Source organism: Candidatus Allofontibacter sp. (assembly GCF_040404065.1).
Lineage (GTDB): Bacteria > Pseudomonadota > Alphaproteobacteria > Pelagibacterales > Pelagibacteraceae > Fontibacterium.
Map to the genome: position 1 here is coordinate 126191 of NZ_JBBAJM010000001.1, position 20286 is coordinate 146476.

Genomic DNA, 20286 nt, shown 5'->3' on the forward strand with positions numbered 1-20286 from the left:
TAAAAGATTATAGACTTACTGCTCTTACGCTTTTAACTTCTGGTACATAATGAACTAACATTCGTTCAACGCCTTGTTTTAAAGTTAAGGTAGATGATGGACATCCAGCGCAACTACCTTGTAGCTCAACTTCTGCCACTCCATCAATAAAAGATCTAAGACTGATGTTACCACCATCCATTGCAACTGCTGGTCTAATTTTTAATTCCAAAACTTCTTCAATTCTTTTAAAAACCTCATCTTGATTTTTATTATCAACTTTTTTTAAAATTATTGTTTTAAAATCTGCAGGAAAGTTATTTTTTATACTGTCTTTAACTTTTTCTAAAAGTTGTTCCCATTCTAAGGAACTATGTTTTTTAATAGAAATAAAGTTGCTTCCTAAGAAAACCAATTCAACACCTTCTAACCCAAATATTTTTTGCACAAACGGATATCCATTGGCATCTAAAGAACTTTTAAATTCAATAGAACCATTCTGCACTAGCTCTAAATCCAACACAAATTTCAACGTGTCAGGATTTGGTGTCTGCTGCACATGAATATCCATAAACGTAAATTTAGTTATTATGATTTGTTATTAAAGTAACCACGCTTTATAAAAAGCTTTAAAATTCAATGTGTTAGGTGAATTAACAATGTCTTTATATAAAAATAACATCAAAATTATGAGAATTAAACTACTCTACTGACAATCCTACGATCTTATGAACTTCTTTCAATGTTTTTTTGGATTCTATATTAGCGCGGTCGCTACCCTCTTTAAGAATTTTTTTAATTAAGGTCACGTCTTGTTTAAATTCTTTTATTTTTTTTCCGATTGGAATAATTTCTTTAATTAATTGCTCACTCAATTTATTTTTTAATTCAGAAAAATTAATTCCATTTAATTCTTTTAAGCTCTTATCTAAAGAGTTCCCTTTTAAGATAGAGAAAATATTTATTAAATTTCTTGCCTCTGGTCTATTCTCTAATTCTTTTTCACTTTTTGGAATTAAATCGTTATCGGTTTTTGCTTTCTTAATTTTTTGAACAATCTCGTCTTCACTGTCTGTTAAATTAATTCTTGAAGCATCAGACTCGTCCGATTTGCTCATTTTTTTTGTAGCATCTTTTAAACTCATTATTCTTGCAACTTCTTTAACAATAATTGGTTCTGGAAGCACAAAAAAATCTTTGCAGTTAAAATCATTATTAAATTTAATAGCTATATCTCTACATAGCTCAATGTGTTGTTTCTGATCTTCTCCAACCGGAACATGTGTTGCCTTATAAAGTAAAATATCTGCAGCCATTAAATTTGGGTAAGTATAAAGACCTACACTTGCTTTTTCTTTATTGGATCCTGCCTTTTCTTTAAATTGCGTCATTCTGTTAAGCCAACCTACTCTTGCCACGCAATTAAATATCCAAGCTAACTCTGAGTGTCCAGGAACGCCTGACTGACAAAAAATAACATTTTTCTTTGGGTCTAAACCGCATGCTAAAAAAACTGCTGCAGTTTCAATCACGTTTTCTCTAAGTTGTTTAGGATCTTGAAAAACAGTAATCGAATGAAGATCAGCGAGCATAAAGAAGCACTCATAATCTTTCTGAAGTTTAACAAAGTTTTTAATGGCTCCTAGATAATTACCCAAATGAAGATTTCCAGTTGGCTGAACGCCTGACAAAATTCTATTTTTAATCATTCACAATTTTTAAATTTTTAAATCTTTAATACTAAATGCCTTTAAAAAGTATGCAGACAAAAAATACATTAAAGCTGAGAATAAAACTATGGATATTAAAACAACCGCTTTTAATAAGGATTTTAATTCCAAATAATACGCAAAATATTTTAACAAAACACAAAGGATTAAGCCCATGGTAATTGTGGAAATAAATGATTTTATCAATCTAATAAAAAATAATTTATCAAAAGAATGATAACCCAATTTAATTAGATTTATTTGGTATATTAATACAGTAAACCATGCTGAAAAACTTGTCGCTAAAGGTATTATTAAAAAGCCATATTTTTTAAAAAATATAAGGCTAATAGAAATATTTAAAAACACAGAAACCAAAGATAAATAAAAAGGAAATTTTGTATTGCTTCTTGCAAAATAAAAACTTGAATAAATTTTTATTAATCCAAAAGCTGGTAAACCCAGACCAAATAATAAGAGCGCTGAAGAAGTATTTGCAACGCTATCACCTGTAAACGATCCATAACCATAAAGCGCAGATATAACTTGTTCTGAAGCAATAATAATTCCAATCGTTGCGGGCAAAGATAAAAATAAACATAATTCTAAAGAACGATTTTGAATAAAGTTAACTTTATTAAATTTTAAATTAAAAACTTCTTTCGATAGCCTTGGAAGAATAACAGTTGCAATCGCTATACCTGTTAATGCAAGTGGTAACTGATAAATTCGATCGGCATAATATAAATAAGAGACAGCTCCACTTTGAAAGGAGGCAATGATTGTTCCAGTTAAAATATTTATTTGATTTACGCCTGATGCAAAAACGCTTGGAAGCAATTGATTAAAAAAAGACTTAACTTGATTATTAATTTTAACAACAAAACTTAAATTGAGTTTAAAAAATTTTCTTGCAAAAAAAAATAGAAAAAAAACCTGAATAATTCCAGCAATGGTTAATGCGTAAGATGAAGCATAAACTGTTTGTATTTCATTATCATGAAAAAAAAATAACGTTAAGACCAATAAAATATTTAATATGATGGGTGCTGCCGCAGTTACTAAAAATTTATCTTTTGAATTTAAGATAGCAGAAAGAAAAGAGGCAATAGATATAAAAAATAAAAATGGAAAAGTAATTCTGCTCAAACTAACTGCTAAATCAAATTTACCGCTAATATCTTGAAAGCCTGGCGAAACAATAGATAAAAATTGAGGAGTAAATATTTCAATAATAAAAACTACAAACAAAATAAAAAAAATTAATAAATTTAAAACTTGATTTGCAAAATAATTCCTTTTTTTAACTCCTTTTTGTTTTGCATATGCTGGAATAAAAGCTGAATTAAAAGATCCTTCCGCAAATAAAGACCTAAAAGTATTTGGTATTCTAAAAGCAACGAACATTGCATCGGCGGCAGCTGAGGTTCCAAGAAATACTGCAATTAAAGTATCCCTCAAATAACCAAGAATTCTACTTAAAAAAGTCGAAAATCCAAAATAAGAGATATTTTTTAAAATATTCATTTGATATTTAGTTTCAACTTTGTTTTAATAATTTAAAATCTAAGAACTTAGTATAAGAAAAATAACTTCTTCTTACAGTTTTATTTATATTAAAAACCATATTATGGAAAAGTTTACAGATAAAGAAGCTTTAGACTATCATAGTCAGGGTAAGCCTGGGAAAATTGAAATAATAGCAAGCAAGCCAATGGCAACGCAAAGAGATTTGGCTCTTGCATATTCTCCTGGTGTTGCTGTTCCTGTTGAGGCGATAGCAAAAGATCCTTCGAAAGCTTACGACTACACAAACAAAGGAAATACTGTTGCAGTTATCTCAAATGGATCTGCAATCTTAGGTCTTGGAAATTTAGGTGCTCTTGCTTCAAAACCAGTAATGGAAGGAAAGGCCGTTCTTTTTAAAAGATTTGCTGATATCGATTCAATTGATATCGAAGTTGACTCTAAGGACGCTAATGAAATTATTAATTGTGTAGCTGCAATTGGAAATAGCTTTGGAGGCATCAATTTAGAAGATATCGCATCTCCAGACTGTTTTATTATAGAACAAGAATTAAAAAATAGACTTTCAATCCCCGTATTTCATGATGATCAGCATGGAACTGCTATCATTACAGTTGCTGGAATTTTAAATGCTTTAGATATTGTAAAAAAATCAATCAAAAATGTAAGAGTTGTTGCTAATGGAGCAGGAGCCGCTGGCCTTTCTTGTATTTCATTACTAAAAGCGATGGGCCTTCCTGATAAAAATGCAGTGATGTTAGATAAAGAAGGAGTAATTTATAAAGGGCGCCCAAAAGTAGATCAGTTTAAATCTGCACATGCCGTAGATACAAAACTTAGAACGTTAGAAGAGGCCATGAAAGGCGCAGATGTTTTTTTGGGTTTGTCAGCAAAAAACACTGTAACCCCCGCAATGGTAAAATCTATGGCAAAAGATCCTATAATTTTTGCTTGTGCAAATCCTGATCCTGAAATTCTTCCTGAATTAATAGAAAAAACTAGAAGCGATGCAATTATAGCAACTGGAAGATCTGATTATCCAAATCAAGTAAATAATGTTCTAGGTTTTCCTTATATTTTCAGAGGAGCTTTGGACTGTAGAGCAAAAACTATTAATGAAGAAATGAAGATTGCTGCCGCAAAGGCTATAGCAGCTCTTGCAAAAGAAGATGTGGCAGATGAGGTTGTTGATGCCTACGGTGGAGAAAGACCTAAATTTGGAAAAAATTATATTATTCCATCTCCTTTCGATCCAAGATTAATAAGAAATGTGTCTGCTGCCGTTGTAGAAGCAGCGATGAAAAGTGGAGTTGCACAAAAGAAAATTGAAGATATTGCTGCATATAAAGACAGTCTTTCCGCGAGATTAGATCCATCTGTTGGTTTTTTACAAAATATTTATTCAGTAATTAGAAAAAAACCTAAAAAAATTATTTTTGCTGAAGGTGAAGAAGAGTCGATGCTTCGAGCTGCAATTGATTTTAAAAATAATGGATTAGGAACTCCTATTTTAATTGGAAGTGCTGAAAAGATTGCACAACAACTTAAAGATCTTGGTTTAACTTTGGATAAGTCAATTGAAATACATAATTCAAAAGATGAAAAGCAAAGAAAAAGGTATGCTGAGCATATATATAAAAGATTACAAAGAGATGGTTTTCTTAAAAGAGACTGTGAACGATTAATAAAAACCAACAGAGTTGTATTTGGTTCTTGCATGGTAGATCTTGGTGATGCTGATGGAATGGTAACAGGTGTTACAAGAACTTTCAGCGATACATTAGAAAATATAAAATATGTTATAGATGAAAGACCGGGAGAAATTGCTTTTGGACTTACAATCGTTGTTGCTAAAAAAGGCACAGTATTTATTGCAGATACAAATGTTCACGAATATCCTAGTGCAGAAAATTTAGCAGACATAGCAACTTCTTCTGCTAGAGTTGCTAGACTTCTCGGTTTTACTCCTAGAGTTGCATTATTAGCTCATTCAACATTTGGAAAACCAATGTCTGAAAGAAGTATTCACTTAAGAGAAGCAAGAGATATTTTAGAAAAAAGAAAAGTTGATTTTGAATTTGAAGGAGAAATGCAACCAGATGTAGCTTTAAATCCAAAATTTAAAACTATTTATCCATTCTCAAAATTATCGGCACCAGCAAATATTTTAATTATGCCAGCTATTCATAGTGCTGCAATCTCAACTAAATTACTTAAAGAATTAGGTGGGGCTACATTAGTGGGTCCACTATTAATTGGATTAAACAGACCTATTCAAATTGCAACTTTAAGATCAAAAGTTTCTGATATATTTAATATGGCTGCAATCGCCGCGTTCTCTTGTGAGGTGATTAAATATAATAAAAAGAATTAAAGATAATTTCTTCTAGATAGATTATCTGCAAGAATAATACTTGGAACAACTTCTGCAACGTCTGGAATTGATTTGGCCTCTTTAAGAACTTCGTCTAACTCTTCTTTGTTCATCGCCATTCCATAAATATAAATCTTACCATTAATAGTATCTAAATTATAATTACGAGAATTAATTTTTTTATTAGCTAATAACGCAACATTTAATTGTGATGAAATTAAAATATCTTTTGCTCTCTGACGAAATGAGCCTGAATCTGCAACTATTATGTCATTTCTAACTGCTTTAATACCAGCTGTCTCCCATGCAAACTTTGTAAGTTTTAATTTATCTTCTGCGTTTTCAACTCTTCCACTTAAGATTGCTGTTCCATCAATAACCTTAACATTTAAAAATACCAATTTATAATCATGGGAAACAATTTTTTTAAGAATAAGCTTCTCAGCTAGCGAATCGTCAAATAATAACCCTGGAGATCTTGGGTCTAAATTAATATTCACGCCAATACCAAATATTGATGTGTTTAAACTTCCCATGCAAGACGTGAGAAGAAGAGAAATTAAAATTATTTTTAAAAATTTCATTTTTTATTTTTTAAATTTAAAATTTGCTTATAAATATCTTTCTTAGATATATTTAGTTTTTTTGAAAGATATTTTGAAATATCAGATGTTGTCATTTTTTTTGATAAATCTAAAATTTCTTTATTTAAATCAATATTTTGTTCTTTATTTTTATTCGCCTCAGAAGACAATACTATTGTGATCTCACCTTTTAATACTAGCAACTTAATTTTTTCAATAATGTTACTCAGATTTCCTTTAATTACAGTTTCATGAATTTTTGTTAACTCTTTTCCAATCAGAATATTTCTGTCACCAAGATATTTTTGCATTTCTTGAATTAATAAAATTAAATTCCGAGCAGGTAAAAACAGAATAATTGAGCTATCTATTTTAGAAAATTGCTCATAAGCCTCCTTTCTTTCGCCTAATTTTTTTGGAAGAAATCCATAAAAATAATAATCGTCACTGTATCCTGATAAACTAAATGCAGTTGTTACTGCTGAAACTCCTGGTATTGGAATAATTTTAATATTATTTTTTTCAATCTCATTAATTAAAATTTTACCGGGGTCAGAAATTAATGGAGTCCCCGCATCACTTATTAAAGATACAATTTTATTATTTTTAAATATTTCTAATATTTTAGATACAGACTCTTTTTCATTAAATTTATGATATGAAAATAACTCAGCTTTAATATCGTAATGATTTAGTAATTTTTTAGAAACTCGTTTGTCTTCACATAAAATAACATCTGACTTTTTTAAAACATTCAAAGCTCTGATTGTAATATCAGCAAGGTTTCCAATAGGAGTCGAAACTATATAAAGTCCTTTTTCTAAATTTTGCTCAAATTTATTTTCCATATCTAAAGAATCTTTTTATCTTACTGAATGCTTTATAACGATGACTTATCTTGTCTTTTAAATCAGCACTTATTTCGCCAAAAGTCTTTTTATAACCATTTGCAATAAATATTGGATCGTAACCAAACCCTTTATTTCCTTTTGGCTGAAGCGAAATTTTACCATTCACTGTGCCACTAAAAGTTTTACATTTTCCATCAGGCCAAGCAATTGCAAGTGAGCAATAAAATCTAGCTTTATTAGTTTTGTTTAATTTCTTTTTCTTTTTTAATTCTAAAAAAACCTTTTTAATTGCCGTGTCAAAGTTCTTACTCTTTCCAGCCCATCTTGCTGAATAAATTCCAGGTCTTCCTTTTAGTGCTAATACTTCCAAGCCAGAGTCATCGGATAAAGATATTAACTTACTTCTTTCGGCGCAATATCTTGCTTTAATAATCGCATTAGCTTCAAAGGTTTTTCCGCTCTCAACGGGCTCTGCTAATTTAAAATCTTCAGGGCTATAGAAATTAATTTTATCAGGTAGTAATTTTTTTATTTCCAATAACTTTCCCTTATTATTGGTTGCAACTAATAAAGATTTAACTTTTTTTAAATCCTTTAACCTATTTTTCAAAGCAAGACTTTTGAAGTTGTATTATTTTTTTTATAGCCTCTTTTGAAGCTTTTAACATTTCATTTAAATCTTGATCTGAAAATGTTTTTTTTTCACCTGTTGCTTGGATTTCAACTAACTGCATATTTTCAGTTATGACAAAATTTGCATCAATTTCTGCATTGCTATCTTCTGAGTAATCTAAATCTAGTAAAATTTTACCATTCAAGATTCCACAGCTCACTGCGCCAATATATTGTTGTATGGGATTTGTTTTAATTTCTTTTTGTCTAAGCAAATGATCAATGCAAGATTTTAAAGCCACAAATCCTCCAGTGATAGCAGCTGTTCTTGTTCCTCCATCTGCTGTTAATACGTCACAATCAATTGTAATTAATTTTTCATTCAAAAGTCCAAGATCAACAACAGATCTTAATGATCTTCCGATTAATCTTTGAATCTCAGATGTTCTTCCTCCAATTTTTCCAACTGCTGCTTCCCTTCTCATTCTCTCGTGCGTTGACCTTGGCAACATTCCATATTCAGCTGTGACCCACCCTTTTTGTGAACCCATTAGCCATCTTGGAACTTTTGTATCAACGGAAGCTGTACAAACAACTTGTGTGTCTCCGAATCTAACTAAACAAGAGCCTTCTGAATTTTTAATAAAATTTGGTATAATCTCAATTTTTCTTAAACTAAGATTGTCTCTGTTATCTTTTCTCATAATAAAGCTAGAAATATGAAATATAGTACCTATATATGTCAAAAAAATTATAAAGTATTGTTTTAAATATATAGATCTATGAATAATAACAACGAAACTGCTCCTAACGATAATCAAGAAGAAAAGATTAATAATACGGAGGTAGAAACTGTTGCAGAAAATAATGTTGAAAAACAAATAGAAGAATTAAATGATAAATTACTTCGTTCTTTAGCTGAAAACCAAAATCTTCGAAAAATACATGAAAAAGAAAAAGAAGATTTAATAAAATATAGCTCATCTTCTTTTGCAAGAGAAATTCTAAATCTTGCTGATAATTTAGAAAGAGCCTTCGGCTTATTTAAAGACAGTCCTAAATTTAAATCAGAAGAATTTAAAGATATTATACTTGGTATAGAACTGATCGAAAAAGAATTAATTAATAGTTTCGATAAAAATGGAATTAAATCATTCGAATCCGTTGGTAAAAAATTTGATCCTAATTTTCATCAAGCTTTGAATGAAGTTGAAAGCGAAGAGGAAACTGGAACAGTTATAAATGAGATACAAAAAGGTTACATGTTAAATGATAGACTATTAAGACCTGCATTAGTGTCTATTTCTAAAAAAAAAAGCGATCTCAATAAATAAGCTCTTAAAACCAAGCAAATTAGGCCTTTTTTGGCGAAAAAAATTTAGACCCAAAGGTTGTAATATTAAAATTAAGCACCACATACCTCTAACTAATTAATTAAAAAATAAAATTTTATGTCAAAAATAATTGGAATAGATTTAGGAACTACAAATTCATGCGTTGCTATTATGGATGGTGCGCAGCCGAAAGTATTAGAAAATTCTGAAGGAGTAAGAACTACTCCATCTATTGTAGCCTTTACTGAATCTGGTGAAAAATTAGTGGGTCTTCCGGCAAAAAGACAAGCTGTAACAAATCCAGAAAATACTTTCTTCTCCGTAAAAAGATTAATTGGAAAAAGTTTTGAAGATTCAAATTTAAAAAAAGACATACAGGGACTTCCTTACAAAGTAATAAAATCTGACAACGGTACAGATGCATGGGTTCAATCTCGTGATAAAAAATATTCTCCAAGTCAAATTTCTGCTTTCATTTTAATGAAAATGAAAGAGTCTGCTGAGAAATATCTTGGTAGCGAAGTTAAACAGGCAGTTATAACTGTACCTGCATATTTTAATGATGCACAGAGACAAGCAACTAAAGATGCTGGAAAAATTGCTGGTCTTGAAGTTTTAAGAATTATTAACGAACCAACTGCTGCAGCACTTGCTTATGGCCTTGATAAGAAAAAAGCTAAAACAATAGCTGTGTACGATTTGGGCGGAGGTACTTTTGATATTTCAGTTCTTGAATTAGGTGATGGAGTATTTGAAGTTAAATCTACAAACGGAAACACATCTTTAGGTGGGGATGATTTTGATGCAATATTAGCGGATTATATTATTGAAGAATTTAAAAAAGAAAACGGTATAGATTTAAAATCTGATAAACTTGCGCTACAAAGAATAAGAGAAGCCGCTGAAAAAGCAAAAATAGAACTATCTTCTTCAACTCAAACTGAAGTAAATTTACCTTTCATTACAGCTGATAAAACAGGTCCAAAACACGTTAATATGAAATTAACAAGAGCAAAACTTGAAGCTCTTACTGCAAAACTAATTGAAAAAACAATTGAGCCTTGCAAAATTGCTCTAAAAGATTCTGGTTTCACCGCATCTGAAATTCATGAAGTTATTCTTGTGGGTGGAATGACAAGAATGCCAAAAGTTGTTGAGGCAGTTAAAAACTTCTTTGGAAAAGAACCAAATCAAAGCGTTAACCCTGATGAAGTAGTAGCTTTAGGTGCTGCTGTTCAGGCGGGTGTGTTACAAGGGGATGTTAAGGACGTTCTTCTTTTAGATGTAACTCCATTGTCACTTGGTATTGAAACTTTAGGCGGAATATTCACAAGATTAATTGAAAAAAACACAACAATTCCAACTAAAAAAAGCCAAGTATTCTCAACTGCAGAGAATAACCAACCTGCTGTTACTATAAGAGTTTTTCAAGGTGAAAGGGAAATGGCAAATGACAACAAGTTACTAGGTAATTTTGAGCTTACAGGAATAGCTCCTGCTCCTAGAGGAGTTCCTCAAATTGAAGTAGCTTTTGATATTGACGCAAACGGTATTGTTAACGTTTCTGCAAAAGACAAAGGGACAGGCAAAGAGCAAAAGATACAAATTCAAGCTTCTGGTGGATTAACAGATGAAGAAATACAAAAAATGGTTAAGGAAGCAGAAGCTAACAAAGAAGCAGATAAGAAAAAAAGAGAAGAAGTAGATGCAAAAAATCATGCTGACTCTTTAATCGCTTCAACCGAGCAAAGCTTAAAAGAGCACGGAAGTAAAATTTCTGAAACTGATAAGAAAGCAATTGAAAAAGATATGGAAGATTTGAAAGAAGCTATTAAGTCTGACAAAACTGAAGATATTAAAACAAAAACACAACAGTTAATGACATCTTCGATGAAATTAGGTGAGGCTATTTACAAAGCTCAACAAGAAACAGCCGGAGCTCCAAAATCAGATGCTAAACCTGATGACAAAAAAGATGTGGTTGATGCTGAATTTGAAGAAGTGAAAGACGATAACAAAAAAGGCAATTAATCAGATTAATTTGGTTGCTAGACAGATAAGTCATTATGTCCAAAAAAGACTATTATGATATTCTTGGTGTAACCAAAAGTTCAAGTCCCGAAGAAATAAAAAAAGCTTACAGAAAACTTGCAATGAAATATCACCCTGATCGAAATCAGGGAGACAAAACTGCTGAAGCAAAATTTAAAGAAGCTTCAGAAGCCTATCAAGTATTATCCGATCCAAAGAAAAAATCATCATACGATCAATTCGGTCATTCTGCTTTTGAAGGCGGACAAGGTGGTCCTGCTGGCGGATTCGATTTTGGTGGATTTGAATCAGGTGCTTTCTCCGACATATTCGATGATTTTTTTGGAGACTTTATGGGGTCAGGAAGAGGTGGTGGTAGGTCTAAAAAATCAAGATCTAACCGTGGTTCCGATTTAAAAATCAATTTAGAAATTAGCCTTGAAGAAGCTTATCTTGGAAAAAAACAAACTATAAATTTATCTTCAAATGAAAAATGTGGAAAATGTTCAGGTAGTGGTGCAGAACCAGGTTCAAAACCAAAAACATGCTCTACTTGTGAGGGGCATGGAAAAGTAAGAACGAGACAAGGCTTCTTTACATTGCAGCAAACTTGCCCAGATTGCGGAGGTGAGGGTGAGATGCTTTCAAATCCTTGTAAAGATTGCAAAGGATCGGGAGCGGTAAAAACTAAAAAAAATCTTTCAATTCAGATTCCAAAAGGAGTTGATGATGGAACACAAATAAGATTATCCGGAAAAGGAGATGGTGGATATAGAGGGGGATCCAATGGAGATCTTTATGTATTTATTACAGTGCAAAAACATAAAATTTTTCAAAGATCTGAAGAAAATTTATATTTTAAACTACCTATATCCATGGTTGATGCTGCGCTTGGCGCGGAAATAGAGGTTCCAACTATTGATGGGGGTAAATCAAAAGTTAAAATCCCCGCTGGAACACAATCTGGAAAACAATTTAGACTTAAAGAAAAAGGTATGCCTATTCTAAGAGAAAGCAATTATGGAGATCTATATCTAGAAACAAATGTCATAATTCCAGAGTCTTTATCCAAAGAACAAAAAGAATTACTTGAAAAATTCAAATCTTTAGAAGACTCAAATAGTAATTCCGAAATAAAAAGCTTTATAAATAAAGCTAAAAAATTCTGGGAAAACATAAATTAATTATATAGTTTCATCTTATAATTAAAATTATAGATGAACGAAATCTTAAATAAAGGACTGACGCTTCATAAGGCGGGAAAACTAGAAGATGCAAAATTAATTTATGAAAAACTTTTAATAAAAGATCAAAATAACTTTGAATTAATAAACTTACTTGGAGTAATATCTTTACAACAAAAAAATTTTAATGATGCAATTACGAAATTTAATAAGGCAATTAGTATAAACTCAAAGCATCACGCTCTTTATAATAATTTAGGTGTCGCTTACAAAGAAATAGAGCAGTATGATAATGCAATTAAAAATTTCAACAAAGCAATTGAACTAAACCCTAATTATGCAGAAGCATATAATAATCTTGGAATAATTTTTAAAAAAAAATATCAATACAAAGAGGCTTATAATAATTATGAAAAAGCAATTGAACTAAACCCTAATTATGCAGAAGCATATAATAATTTGGGATTGTTATATGGAAATATTAAAAATTATAAAGAATCAATTATAAATTTTAGCAAAGCAATTGAATTAAAAAATAATTACATAGATGCCTACAAGAACAGAGCAGATGTATATTCTTTAGATAAAAAACATACCCTTGCTATTAAAGATTATAATAAATTAAAAATATTAGATCCCGAGAAAGAAAATATATACGAAAGCCTTATTTTTTTTAACAAAACTCAAATTTGTGATTGGAAAGACTATAAAAAGATCCTTCGTAAAATTGAAAATTACTTAATAAATAATCAAACTATAATTGATTATATAAATCCTTGGAAATTATTATCTTGGACAGATTCTCTGGAAATTATCAAAAATAACGCGAATAATTACAACAACAAAGAGTACAACACTGAAGATAAAGATAAAAAAATCTTTAATCTTTCTAAAAAAAAAAAAATTCGTATAGCATACTACTCTCCTGATTTCAGAAGACATGCTGTATCCCATTTAATTGCCAATGTATTTGAGTGTCATGATAAAAATACTTTTGAAACTATAGGTTTTCATTTTTGCAAATATAGTGATGACGACATGACTCGAAGAATATCGAAAACTTTTGATAAATTTTTTAATGTAAAAAACATTTCAGATGAAGATTTAATTTCCCAATCAAAAAATCTTGAAATTGACATAGCTATTGATTTATCAGGACATACTGCTGATAATAGAGTAAATATTTTTTCAAAAAAAATCGCTCCAATTCAAATAAATTTTTTAGGTTATCCAGGAACTGTGGGTTCTTACATGGATTATATTATTGCTGATAAAAATATAATAGATGATAAAAATAAAAAATTTTATTTTGAAAAAATAATTTATATGCCAGATTCTTTTCAGCCTTATGACTCTAAAAGAAGCACCGTACATAACAATTATGATCGTAAAAAATTTAATTTACCTGAATCAGGCTTTGTATATTGCTGTTTTAATAGTATTTATAAAGTCAATCCTACCATTTTTAATTCTTGGATGAGAATTCTAAAAAAAACAAAAAATACATATCTTTGTCTCCTTGAAAGCAATAATTCTTGCAAAGAGAACTTAATAGGCGAGGCTTTAAAAAGAGGGGTTGATGCTAATAGAATATTGTTCTCACCATTTGTAGATTATGAGGATATTTTTCAAAGATTTAAATTTTGTGATCTTTTTTTAGACACTTTTCCTTATGCTGCTCATACAACTGCAAGTGAAGCCTTATCATCTGGACTTGCGTTGCTAACAATGACAGGCCAATCTTTTCAAAGCAGAGTTTCTGCTAGTCTTTTAAAAAATTTAAACATACCAGAGCTTATAACCTCGAATATTGAGGATTATGAAAACTTTGCAATATACTTAGCTAATAATCCTGAAAAATTAAAAGAAATTAGACAAAAACTTATTTCCTCAATTAAAAGTTCGAATACCTTTAATACAAAAATTTACACTAAAAATTTAGAAAAAGCTTACCAGCAAATTTACGAAAACTATTATAAAAATTTGGCGCCAGAAAATATTTATATTAACTAATTATATAAAAAATATAATAAATATAACAAAATGAAGAAAATCAGAATTACTATTTGTGGTGGACTAGGAAGAATGGGGAAAATTCTTATTAAAGAAGTATTAAAAAATAAAAATTTAATATTACATAGTGTTACAGATATAAAAGAAAAAAAGATTTTTAATAATATTAAAACTCAAAAAAATAATTTAGAAGCCTTTAAAAAAACCGATGTTATTATAGATTTTTCAAGGCCTAAATCGTCTCTACAAATTCTTAAATACGCGACTCATTTAAAGAAAAGAATAGTTATAGGAACAACTGGATTTACAGAAAAACAAAATAGTTTAATAAAAAAATTTTCTAAAAAAATTGCTATATTTAAATCTGGAAATATGAGTTTAGGAATAAATCTTATTGAATATATAGCCACAATTTTATCAAACAAAATTCAAAATAATTATCAAATTGCAATTGGAGATAACCATCATAAAAAAAAAATTGACTATCCATCTGGTACAGCACTAATGTTGGCAAATGCGGTTGCTAAAGGTAAAAATAAAAAATTAGCATCTATAACAGGAAAATCCTTTTTAAATAAAAAAGGAAATTTTAATAAAAATAAAATCAATTTTTTTATTACAAGAAAAGGAGACACGATCGGCAAACATAATATTTTTTTTTCTAATAAAACAGAAAGTATAGAATTAAAGCATACTGCCTATTCTCGAGAATTATTTGCAGATGGAGCCTTAAATGCCGCAATTTGGATAAGTAAAAAAAATAAGGGATTATTCAATATGCAGGACATGTTTAGACTAAAATAGATAAATTAAATCCGCTAATTTTTAATGTCACTTGATAAAAATAAAGCTTTAAAACTTATTAATTTATTAGATCAGTCAATCAAAAACCCTAAAACCTCCTTAAAATATAGAAATCATTTTACTTTATTAACTTCAGTTGTTCTTTCAGCTCAGTGTACCGATGTAAATGTAAATAACGTGACGAAAGATATTTATAAAAAATATTATAAACCTGAACATTTCTTAAGACTTGGAGAATATAAAATAAGAAATTTAATTAAAAGTATAGGACTTTTTAATAATAAAGCTAAAAATTTATATAACTTATCTAAAATTTTAATTACTGAACATAAAAGTAAAGTACCAAATAATTTTGATGATTTAATCAAATTACCTGGAGTTGGAAGGAAAACTGCAAATGTTGTTTTAAATGCCGCATTTAATAAACCAACTATTGCCGTAGATACTCATGTTTTCAGAGTTAGCAATAGAACAGGACTTACAAATGAAAAGACTCCTGACAAAGTTGAAAAAAAACTTCTAACAATTCTTCCAAAAAATCATCTTTCTAAAGCACATCATCTAATTCTTTTACATGGAAGATATGTTTGCAAAGCTCGTAATCCTTCATGTAAAACATGTGTTATTAATAAAATTTGTCTATATAAAAAAAAATATGAATAAAAGTATTTTAGGAGTTGGGAATGCTATTGTTGACGTTTTTTGTCATGTTAATGAAGACTTTTTAAAGGACAACAATCTTATTAAAGGCTCAATGAAACTAATTAATAAAGATGAATTCAATTCTTTAAAAAAAAAAGTTTGCATTGATAAAGTTTTAGCAGGTGGATCGGCTGCCAATACTATGGCTGGAATATCTTACTTAAATGGCAATTCTTCCTTTATTGGAAAAATTAACTTTGATGAATTTGGAAAATTATATAAGAAAAGTCTTCAAGATATAAATGTAAAATTTAACTACATCGAAAAAACAGAAGATTTATCAACTGGCGCCTCTATTATTTTAATAACACCAGACTCTGAAAGGACCATGTGCACTTATCTTGGAATATCATCACAACTTTCTGCTAATGACCTAAATGAGGAGGAAATTTTAAATAAAGGTTTAATATTTTTAGAAGGGTACCTTTGGGATAAAGGCACAAGTGAAAAAATGTTTAAGCATTTAATTAAATTATCAAAAACAAAAGGGATTAAAATTGCCATGAGTCTATCTGATATCTTCTGCGTAACTCGTCACAAAGAAGATTTTATTCATCTATTAAAAAATGACTTAGATATTTTAATAGGAAATGAAAAAGAAATTATTGAATTAGCAGGTGCAAAAAATATTATCGACTCTATAAATCAATTAAAAAAATTTAATAAATTATTAGTTGTGACAATGAGTGAAAAGGGAAGTTTAGCTATGATAAATAATGAAATTGTTAATTGCGAAGCTCATAAAGTTGCTAAAACTCTAGATTTGACTGGTGCTGGCGATTTATTTGCAGCTGGTTTTTTAAAAGAATATGTAGATCAATCAGAAATTAAGAAATGCTTATATAGCGGCTCACTTATCGCAGCAAAAGTGATTCAAAAAATTGGAGCAAGGTTAAATTAACCCCCTAAATAATATAAAGAATTCTTTTCAATTATAAATTCTTTGTCTTTATAAGACTTTTCAATTTTTTTTCTTAATCTATGTAAATTAGTCTCAAACGCATGACTCTCCAAATCAGAATTATAGTTCCATATTTTTTTTAATAACATGGATTTTTGCATTCCATTTTTCTTATGGAGCGTTAAAATTAATTGTAATTCTTTTTCTGTTAACTTGGTCTTTACATTATTTTTTAAAATTATTTTTTGATTAGAATCAATTTCGTAGTTGCCGATAATAATCTTCGATTGTTTAAAAAAATTATATTTAATAGTTAAGATTTTCAATATTTCTTTAAAGGATAACAAGTCAATTGGGGTTAAAAGAGCTGCATGAAACTCTAGTAAAGAAAGTTTGTTTTTTAAAACATAATCTTTATTGCTCGATAAGAATATTGTCGGTACATTTTGTTTAAAAAAAATTTTAAGATCTGTTAATTTCAAACCTTCAACAAATACAATTCTAATTTCGTTATTAGAGAAGTTATTCTCTATTATAGAGGTGTTATTCTTTTCAAAAAAAGACTTATATTCAAGATTAAGTTCTTCAATTAGATTAAAAAAAACTTTAGATCCAAAAATATGAAGGTGAATGTTATTCATAAATAAATATATAATACATTTAATATGATTATTGTAAAAGAATCTGGTCACTTAACCTTTAAAAATTTGAAGTTTCGATGCGCATTGGGGAAAGCAGGAATAGGTAAAAAAATTAAGGAAGGTGATTCAATAACACCAAGAGGTATATTTAAATTAGTTAAAGTTTTCTATCGAGCAGACAAAATTAAAAATCTCAAAACACCTTTAAAAAAAATAAGAATAAAAAAAAATATGGGTTGGTGTGACGATCCTAAAAGTAAATTTTATAATAAACTAATAAGATTACCGAGTAATTTTGGATGCGAAAAACTTTATCGCAGTGATAGGCTTTATGATTTAGTTGTTGTTTTAAACTATAATTTAAATCCTATTATCAAAAATAGGGGCTCTGCAATATTTATTCATGTGGCAAAAAAAACATTTAAAAAAACAGAAGGATGTATTGCTCTTAATAAAGAAAATTTAATTAATCTATTGTCTGTAATTAGAAAAAATACAAAAATTAAAATTATTTAGCTCTATCACCAAATAAAGATGAGCCAATTCTTACATAATTTGCTCCGTATTTAATGGCTATTTCAAAATCAGAGGACATTCCCATACTTAAATCTTTAAAATTAAAACTTTCATTTAAATCTCTTAACTTAGAAAAAAAACTATCAGGAGATGTGCTGATTGGGGGAATGCACATTAATCCTAAAATATTTAATTTTAATTCTTTTTGACAATAGTTAACAAATTGTGGGACTAGCGAAATATCAATACCTTTTTTTTGACTTTCGCTACCTATATTCACCTGAATAAAATATTTTAATTGCTTATTAAACTTAGATTGAATTACTGAGAACTTATCTGCAAGTTTTTCACTATCTAAAGAGTGCACATATGAAAATATTTTAACAACTTGTTCGGCTTTATTACTTTGAACGTTACCGACCATATGTAATTTTAAGTCTTTTTTTAAAGCAATCAAATCAGTCCACTTCTCTACAGCCTCTTGAACTTTATTCTCGCCATAATCTAAATGACCAAAATCAATTAAAGGTTTTATATAATTTAGAGAAAATGTTTTAGAAACCGCGACTAAGGTTACCCCAGTAGATAATGCATTTATTTTATCTCGTATTAATTTATAATTATCAATTAAAGACATATGCAATTAAATAAATTTTACTCTGAAAATTTTTATTTCTTTACTAGCTACATTAACGAACAAATAAGCAAAAATGTACTAAAATTTCAAAACATAGCCATAGTTTATAATGAAACATCTATAAATGATCTTAAAAATTTTTTAATTATTAAAAAATTTTGTAAATATAATAATATAAAATTATATATTCTAGATAATCTAAGAATTGCCTACCAATTTAATTTGGACGGCATTGTTTTATCACACAACAATAAAAGGGTAGTTTTTTCTAATAAAATAACTTGTAAAAAAGAATTTAGAATTATTGGAAAAGTTCACAATCAAAGGGAATATTATTTTAAAATAAAACAAAACTGTAAAAACATTATCTTATCTCCAATATTTGCAAATAAAAAATACACTAATTATCAATTGTTGGGGGTCGTTAAATTTAACTTAATATCGAAAGATTGGCGTGAAAGCACCTTTACTATGGGTGGTATTAATCTTTCAAATTTTAGAAGAATAAAAGAAACTAAAGTTCAAGGAATTGGTTTTAATACTTTTATTAATAACCTAGAAATAAAAAAACCCGCCCTCTCTTTTATAAGAGGGCGGGTTTAATAAAACCTAATTATATTTAACTATAATTAAAATTTAGTTGAAACTCTAACTTGGGCCATACGACCGTTAGATTGGTCTGTTGGACCAGTAGCAGCGTCGTATATGTTAGTAAATTTAGAAGCCGTTGCAGATACAGCAACTGGTCCAAAGTTATAACCATATTGAATAGCTGTAACAGTTTCTGTTAAACCGTTCATAGCCGCACCTGAGGTATCAGTAACTGATTTAACTAAACCTAAAGTTTGGTTAGAATCTACAGCGTATGTAGCACCATATTTCTTAGTGACAGCTACAGCATTGTTAGCGTTCTCACCTAACACGTTAATTGCTGCCGCAGAACCTATACCATTTTCGTTTTTGTACTTATCAAAACCGATAGCAACTGTACCGAAGTTATAAGATACACCGTACTCAACACCTTTTACAGCGCCGTAATACGTTACGTTAGATTTTGTCATACTGTTATAAAAACCAGTAACGCCAAGACCTTTGATACCGAAAGCATCAACACCGATTACACCAACTTCGTAAGAAGAGTTAGTTCCGATGTTTGAAGTAACAGATGCAACATCTTCTCCACCCGTGTCTCCAGTTCTAGGAGCGTAAATTGCAGAAGCTTTTAATCCTAAAGAAGGAACGCTCTGAATTATACCAACGTGAGCTGATTCTGATGTTTTAGCACCAGTTACGTAAGTAGTTTTTGAACCTGCAGCCGTCATCAACTCAGTGATGTTAAATACTGCTGGTACTGAACCACTGTACGCTCTTTGAACGTGGTCAAGACCAACAGTCAAAGTTGTGTTTCCGATTATTAAATCAACATAAACGTTTTCGTTTGAAATTGATGGAGTTTCAGTTGCTGAAGTAGTGTTTGAAGCACCTCTTCCATCAAACTCTAAAGAGAAACCAGCGGCGTACTCAAGACCGTTGTTAAGTTTTCCTCTGTTAGAAACGTTTAATTGCGACTCTCTACCAAAACCTCTTGAAGAGTTAAGGCCAGAAGTTGCATTGTTTGTTAACGTACCATTTTGCTTTCTGAAAGCTGAATAGATAATCGCTAAATCGCCACCTACAGTAGTTGTAGATTGTCCATAATTATTACCTTTTTCGTAATAAGTTTGAGCGTTAGCAATGCTACCAGCCATTAAGCTACCAGCTGCTAAAGCGCTAGTAATTAATAGTTTGTTTTTCATTGTTTTCCTTATTTGTTAAGTTGTTATAACCACTTGGTTATAATTGGTTGATTAATATTAAATGTTTGCTAAAAACTTAACTATATTAAGC

20 protein-coding genes are annotated in these 20286 nt (G+C 29.6%); 10 read left to right on the plus strand and 10 right to left on the minus strand.

Going from position 1 to position 20286, the window contains the following annotated elements:
* Nucleotides 1-7 precede the first annotated feature (7 nt).
* The 3 genes from AC8IG9_RS00640 to murJ form a co-directional block, all read right to left on the minus strand.
* The gene (locus AC8IG9_RS00640) at nucleotides 8-550 is read right to left on the minus strand and encodes a NifU family protein (RefSeq protein WP_507424895.1); all 543 of its coding nucleotides are present in this window, start codon (nucleotides 548-550) and stop codon (nucleotides 8-10) included.
* 130 nt (nucleotides 551-680) lie between these two features.
* Nucleotides 681-1688, minus strand: coding sequence for a tryptophan--tRNA ligase (gene trpS, locus AC8IG9_RS00645; RefSeq protein ID WP_507424896.1), 1008 nt, complete (start codon nucleotides 1686-1688; stop codon nucleotides 681-683).
* A gap of 9 nt (nucleotides 1689-1697) precedes the next feature.
* The gene (gene murJ / locus AC8IG9_RS00650; protein ID WP_507424897.1) at nucleotides 1698-3215 is read right to left on the minus strand and encodes a murein biosynthesis integral membrane protein MurJ; all 1518 of its coding nucleotides are present in this window, start codon (nucleotides 3213-3215) and stop codon (nucleotides 1698-1700) included.
* A 103-nt stretch (nucleotides 3216-3318) separates the two neighbouring features.
* Between murJ and AC8IG9_RS00655 the strand changes: the two genes are divergently transcribed.
* The gene (locus AC8IG9_RS00655) at nucleotides 3319-5589 is read left to right on the plus strand and encodes an NADP-dependent malic enzyme (protein WP_507424898.1); all 2271 of its coding nucleotides are present in this window, start codon (nucleotides 3319-3321) and stop codon (nucleotides 5587-5589) included.
* Here the strand turns inward: AC8IG9_RS00655 and AC8IG9_RS00660 are convergent.
* From AC8IG9_RS00660 to rph, 4 genes are read right to left on the minus strand one after another with little or no spacing between them, the layout of a single operon-like run.
* Nucleotides 5586-6173, minus strand: coding sequence for a BON domain-containing protein (locus tag AC8IG9_RS00660; protein ID WP_507424899.1), 588 nt, complete (start codon nucleotides 6171-6173; stop codon nucleotides 5586-5588). The genes AC8IG9_RS00655 and AC8IG9_RS00660 overlap by 4 nt on opposite strands.
* Nucleotides 6170-7021, minus strand: coding sequence for a 16S rRNA (cytidine(1402)-2'-O)-methyltransferase (gene rsmI / locus AC8IG9_RS00665; protein ID WP_507424900.1), 852 nt, complete (start codon nucleotides 7019-7021; stop codon nucleotides 6170-6172). The genes AC8IG9_RS00660 and rsmI overlap by 4 nt, the downstream gene beginning before the upstream one ends.
* Complete coding sequence (gene rdgB / locus AC8IG9_RS00670) at nucleotides 7011-7634, minus strand: RdgB/HAM1 family non-canonical purine NTP pyrophosphatase (RefSeq protein WP_507424901.1); 624 nt, start codon at nucleotides 7632-7634, stop codon at nucleotides 7011-7013. Before rdgB ends, rsmI begins: the two co-directional genes overlap by 11 nt.
* Nucleotides 7624-8340, minus strand: coding sequence for a ribonuclease PH (gene rph, locus AC8IG9_RS00675; RefSeq protein WP_507424902.1), 717 nt, complete (start codon nucleotides 8338-8340; stop codon nucleotides 7624-7626). Before rph ends, rdgB begins: the two co-directional genes overlap by 11 nt.
* A 78-nt stretch (nucleotides 8341-8418) precedes the next feature.
* Between rph and grpE the strand changes: the two genes are divergently transcribed.
* From grpE to AC8IG9_RS00710, 7 genes are all read left to right on the plus strand, one after another.
* A complete protein-coding gene (gene grpE / locus AC8IG9_RS00680) occupies nucleotides 8419-8970 on the plus strand; it encodes a nucleotide exchange factor GrpE (protein ID WP_507424903.1) in 552 nt (183 codons plus the stop codon).
* Nucleotides 8971-9087: 117 nt separating this feature from the next.
* Entirely contained in the window at nucleotides 9088-11001 is a 1914-nt protein-coding gene (gene dnaK, locus AC8IG9_RS00685) for a molecular chaperone DnaK (RefSeq protein ID WP_507424904.1), read from the plus strand.
* Nucleotides 11002-11036: 35 nt separating this feature from the next.
* Nucleotides 11037-12185 carry a molecular chaperone DnaJ gene (gene dnaJ / locus AC8IG9_RS00690; RefSeq protein WP_507424905.1) on the plus strand — a complete coding sequence of 383 codons (1149 nt, stop codon included), beginning with the start codon at nucleotides 11037-11039 and terminating at the stop codon, nucleotides 12183-12185.
* Nucleotides 12186-12218: 33 nt separating this feature from the next.
* Nucleotides 12219-14198 carry an O-linked N-acetylglucosamine transferase family protein gene (locus AC8IG9_RS00695; RefSeq protein ID WP_507424906.1) on the plus strand — a complete coding sequence of 660 codons (1980 nt, stop codon included), beginning with the start codon at nucleotides 12219-12221 and terminating at the stop codon, nucleotides 14196-14198.
* A gap of 30 nt (nucleotides 14199-14228) precedes the next feature.
* Nucleotides 14229-15002 carry a 4-hydroxy-tetrahydrodipicolinate reductase gene (gene dapB / locus AC8IG9_RS00700; RefSeq protein ID WP_507424907.1) on the plus strand — a complete coding sequence of 258 codons (774 nt, stop codon included), beginning with the start codon at nucleotides 14229-14231 and terminating at the stop codon, nucleotides 15000-15002.
* Nucleotides 15003-15026: 24 nt separating this feature from the next.
* Nucleotides 15027-15665 carry an endonuclease III gene (gene nth, locus AC8IG9_RS00705; protein ID WP_507424908.1) on the plus strand — a complete coding sequence of 213 codons (639 nt, stop codon included), beginning with the start codon at nucleotides 15027-15029 and terminating at the stop codon, nucleotides 15663-15665.
* On the plus strand, nucleotides 15658-16605 hold the full coding sequence (locus AC8IG9_RS00710) for an adenosine kinase (RefSeq protein WP_507424909.1): 948 nt from the start codon (nucleotides 15658-15660) through the stop codon (nucleotides 16603-16605). The genes nth and AC8IG9_RS00710 overlap by 8 nt, the downstream gene beginning before the upstream one ends.
* On the opposite strand, the gene AC8IG9_RS00715 is transcribed toward AC8IG9_RS00710, so the two are convergent.
* On the minus strand, nucleotides 16602-17246 hold the full coding sequence (locus AC8IG9_RS00715) for a winged helix-turn-helix domain-containing protein (protein ID WP_507424910.1): 645 nt from the start codon (nucleotides 17244-17246) through the stop codon (nucleotides 16602-16604). The genes AC8IG9_RS00710 and AC8IG9_RS00715 overlap by 4 nt on opposite strands.
* A gap of 24 nt (nucleotides 17247-17270) precedes the next feature.
* On the opposite strand from AC8IG9_RS00715, the gene AC8IG9_RS00720 reads away from it, so the two are divergent.
* Complete coding sequence (locus tag AC8IG9_RS00720; RefSeq protein ID WP_507424911.1) at nucleotides 17271-17762, plus strand: L,D-transpeptidase family protein; 492 nt, start codon at nucleotides 17271-17273, stop codon at nucleotides 17760-17762.
* Here AC8IG9_RS00720 and AC8IG9_RS00725 read toward each other — a convergent pair.
* Nucleotides 17755-18399, minus strand: a complete 645-nt coding sequence (locus tag AC8IG9_RS00725; RefSeq protein WP_507424912.1) for a YggS family pyridoxal phosphate-dependent enzyme — start codon at nucleotides 18397-18399, stop codon at nucleotides 17755-17757. The two genes, AC8IG9_RS00720 and AC8IG9_RS00725, sit on opposite strands and share 8 nt — an antisense overlap.
* On the opposite strand from AC8IG9_RS00725, the gene AC8IG9_RS00730 reads away from it, so the two are divergent.
* Nucleotides 18400-19002 (plus strand): thiamine phosphate synthase, encoded by a 603-nt coding sequence (locus AC8IG9_RS00730; RefSeq protein ID WP_507424913.1) that lies wholly within the window; start codon nucleotides 18400-18402, stop codon nucleotides 19000-19002.
* A 26-nt stretch (nucleotides 19003-19028) separates the two neighbouring features.
* Here AC8IG9_RS00730 and AC8IG9_RS00735 read toward each other — a convergent pair whose 3' ends face one another.
* Nucleotides 19029-20195, minus strand: a complete 1167-nt coding sequence (locus AC8IG9_RS00735; protein ID WP_507424914.1) for a porin — start codon at nucleotides 20193-20195, stop codon at nucleotides 19029-19031.
* Nucleotides 20196-20286: the final 91 nt, after the last annotated feature.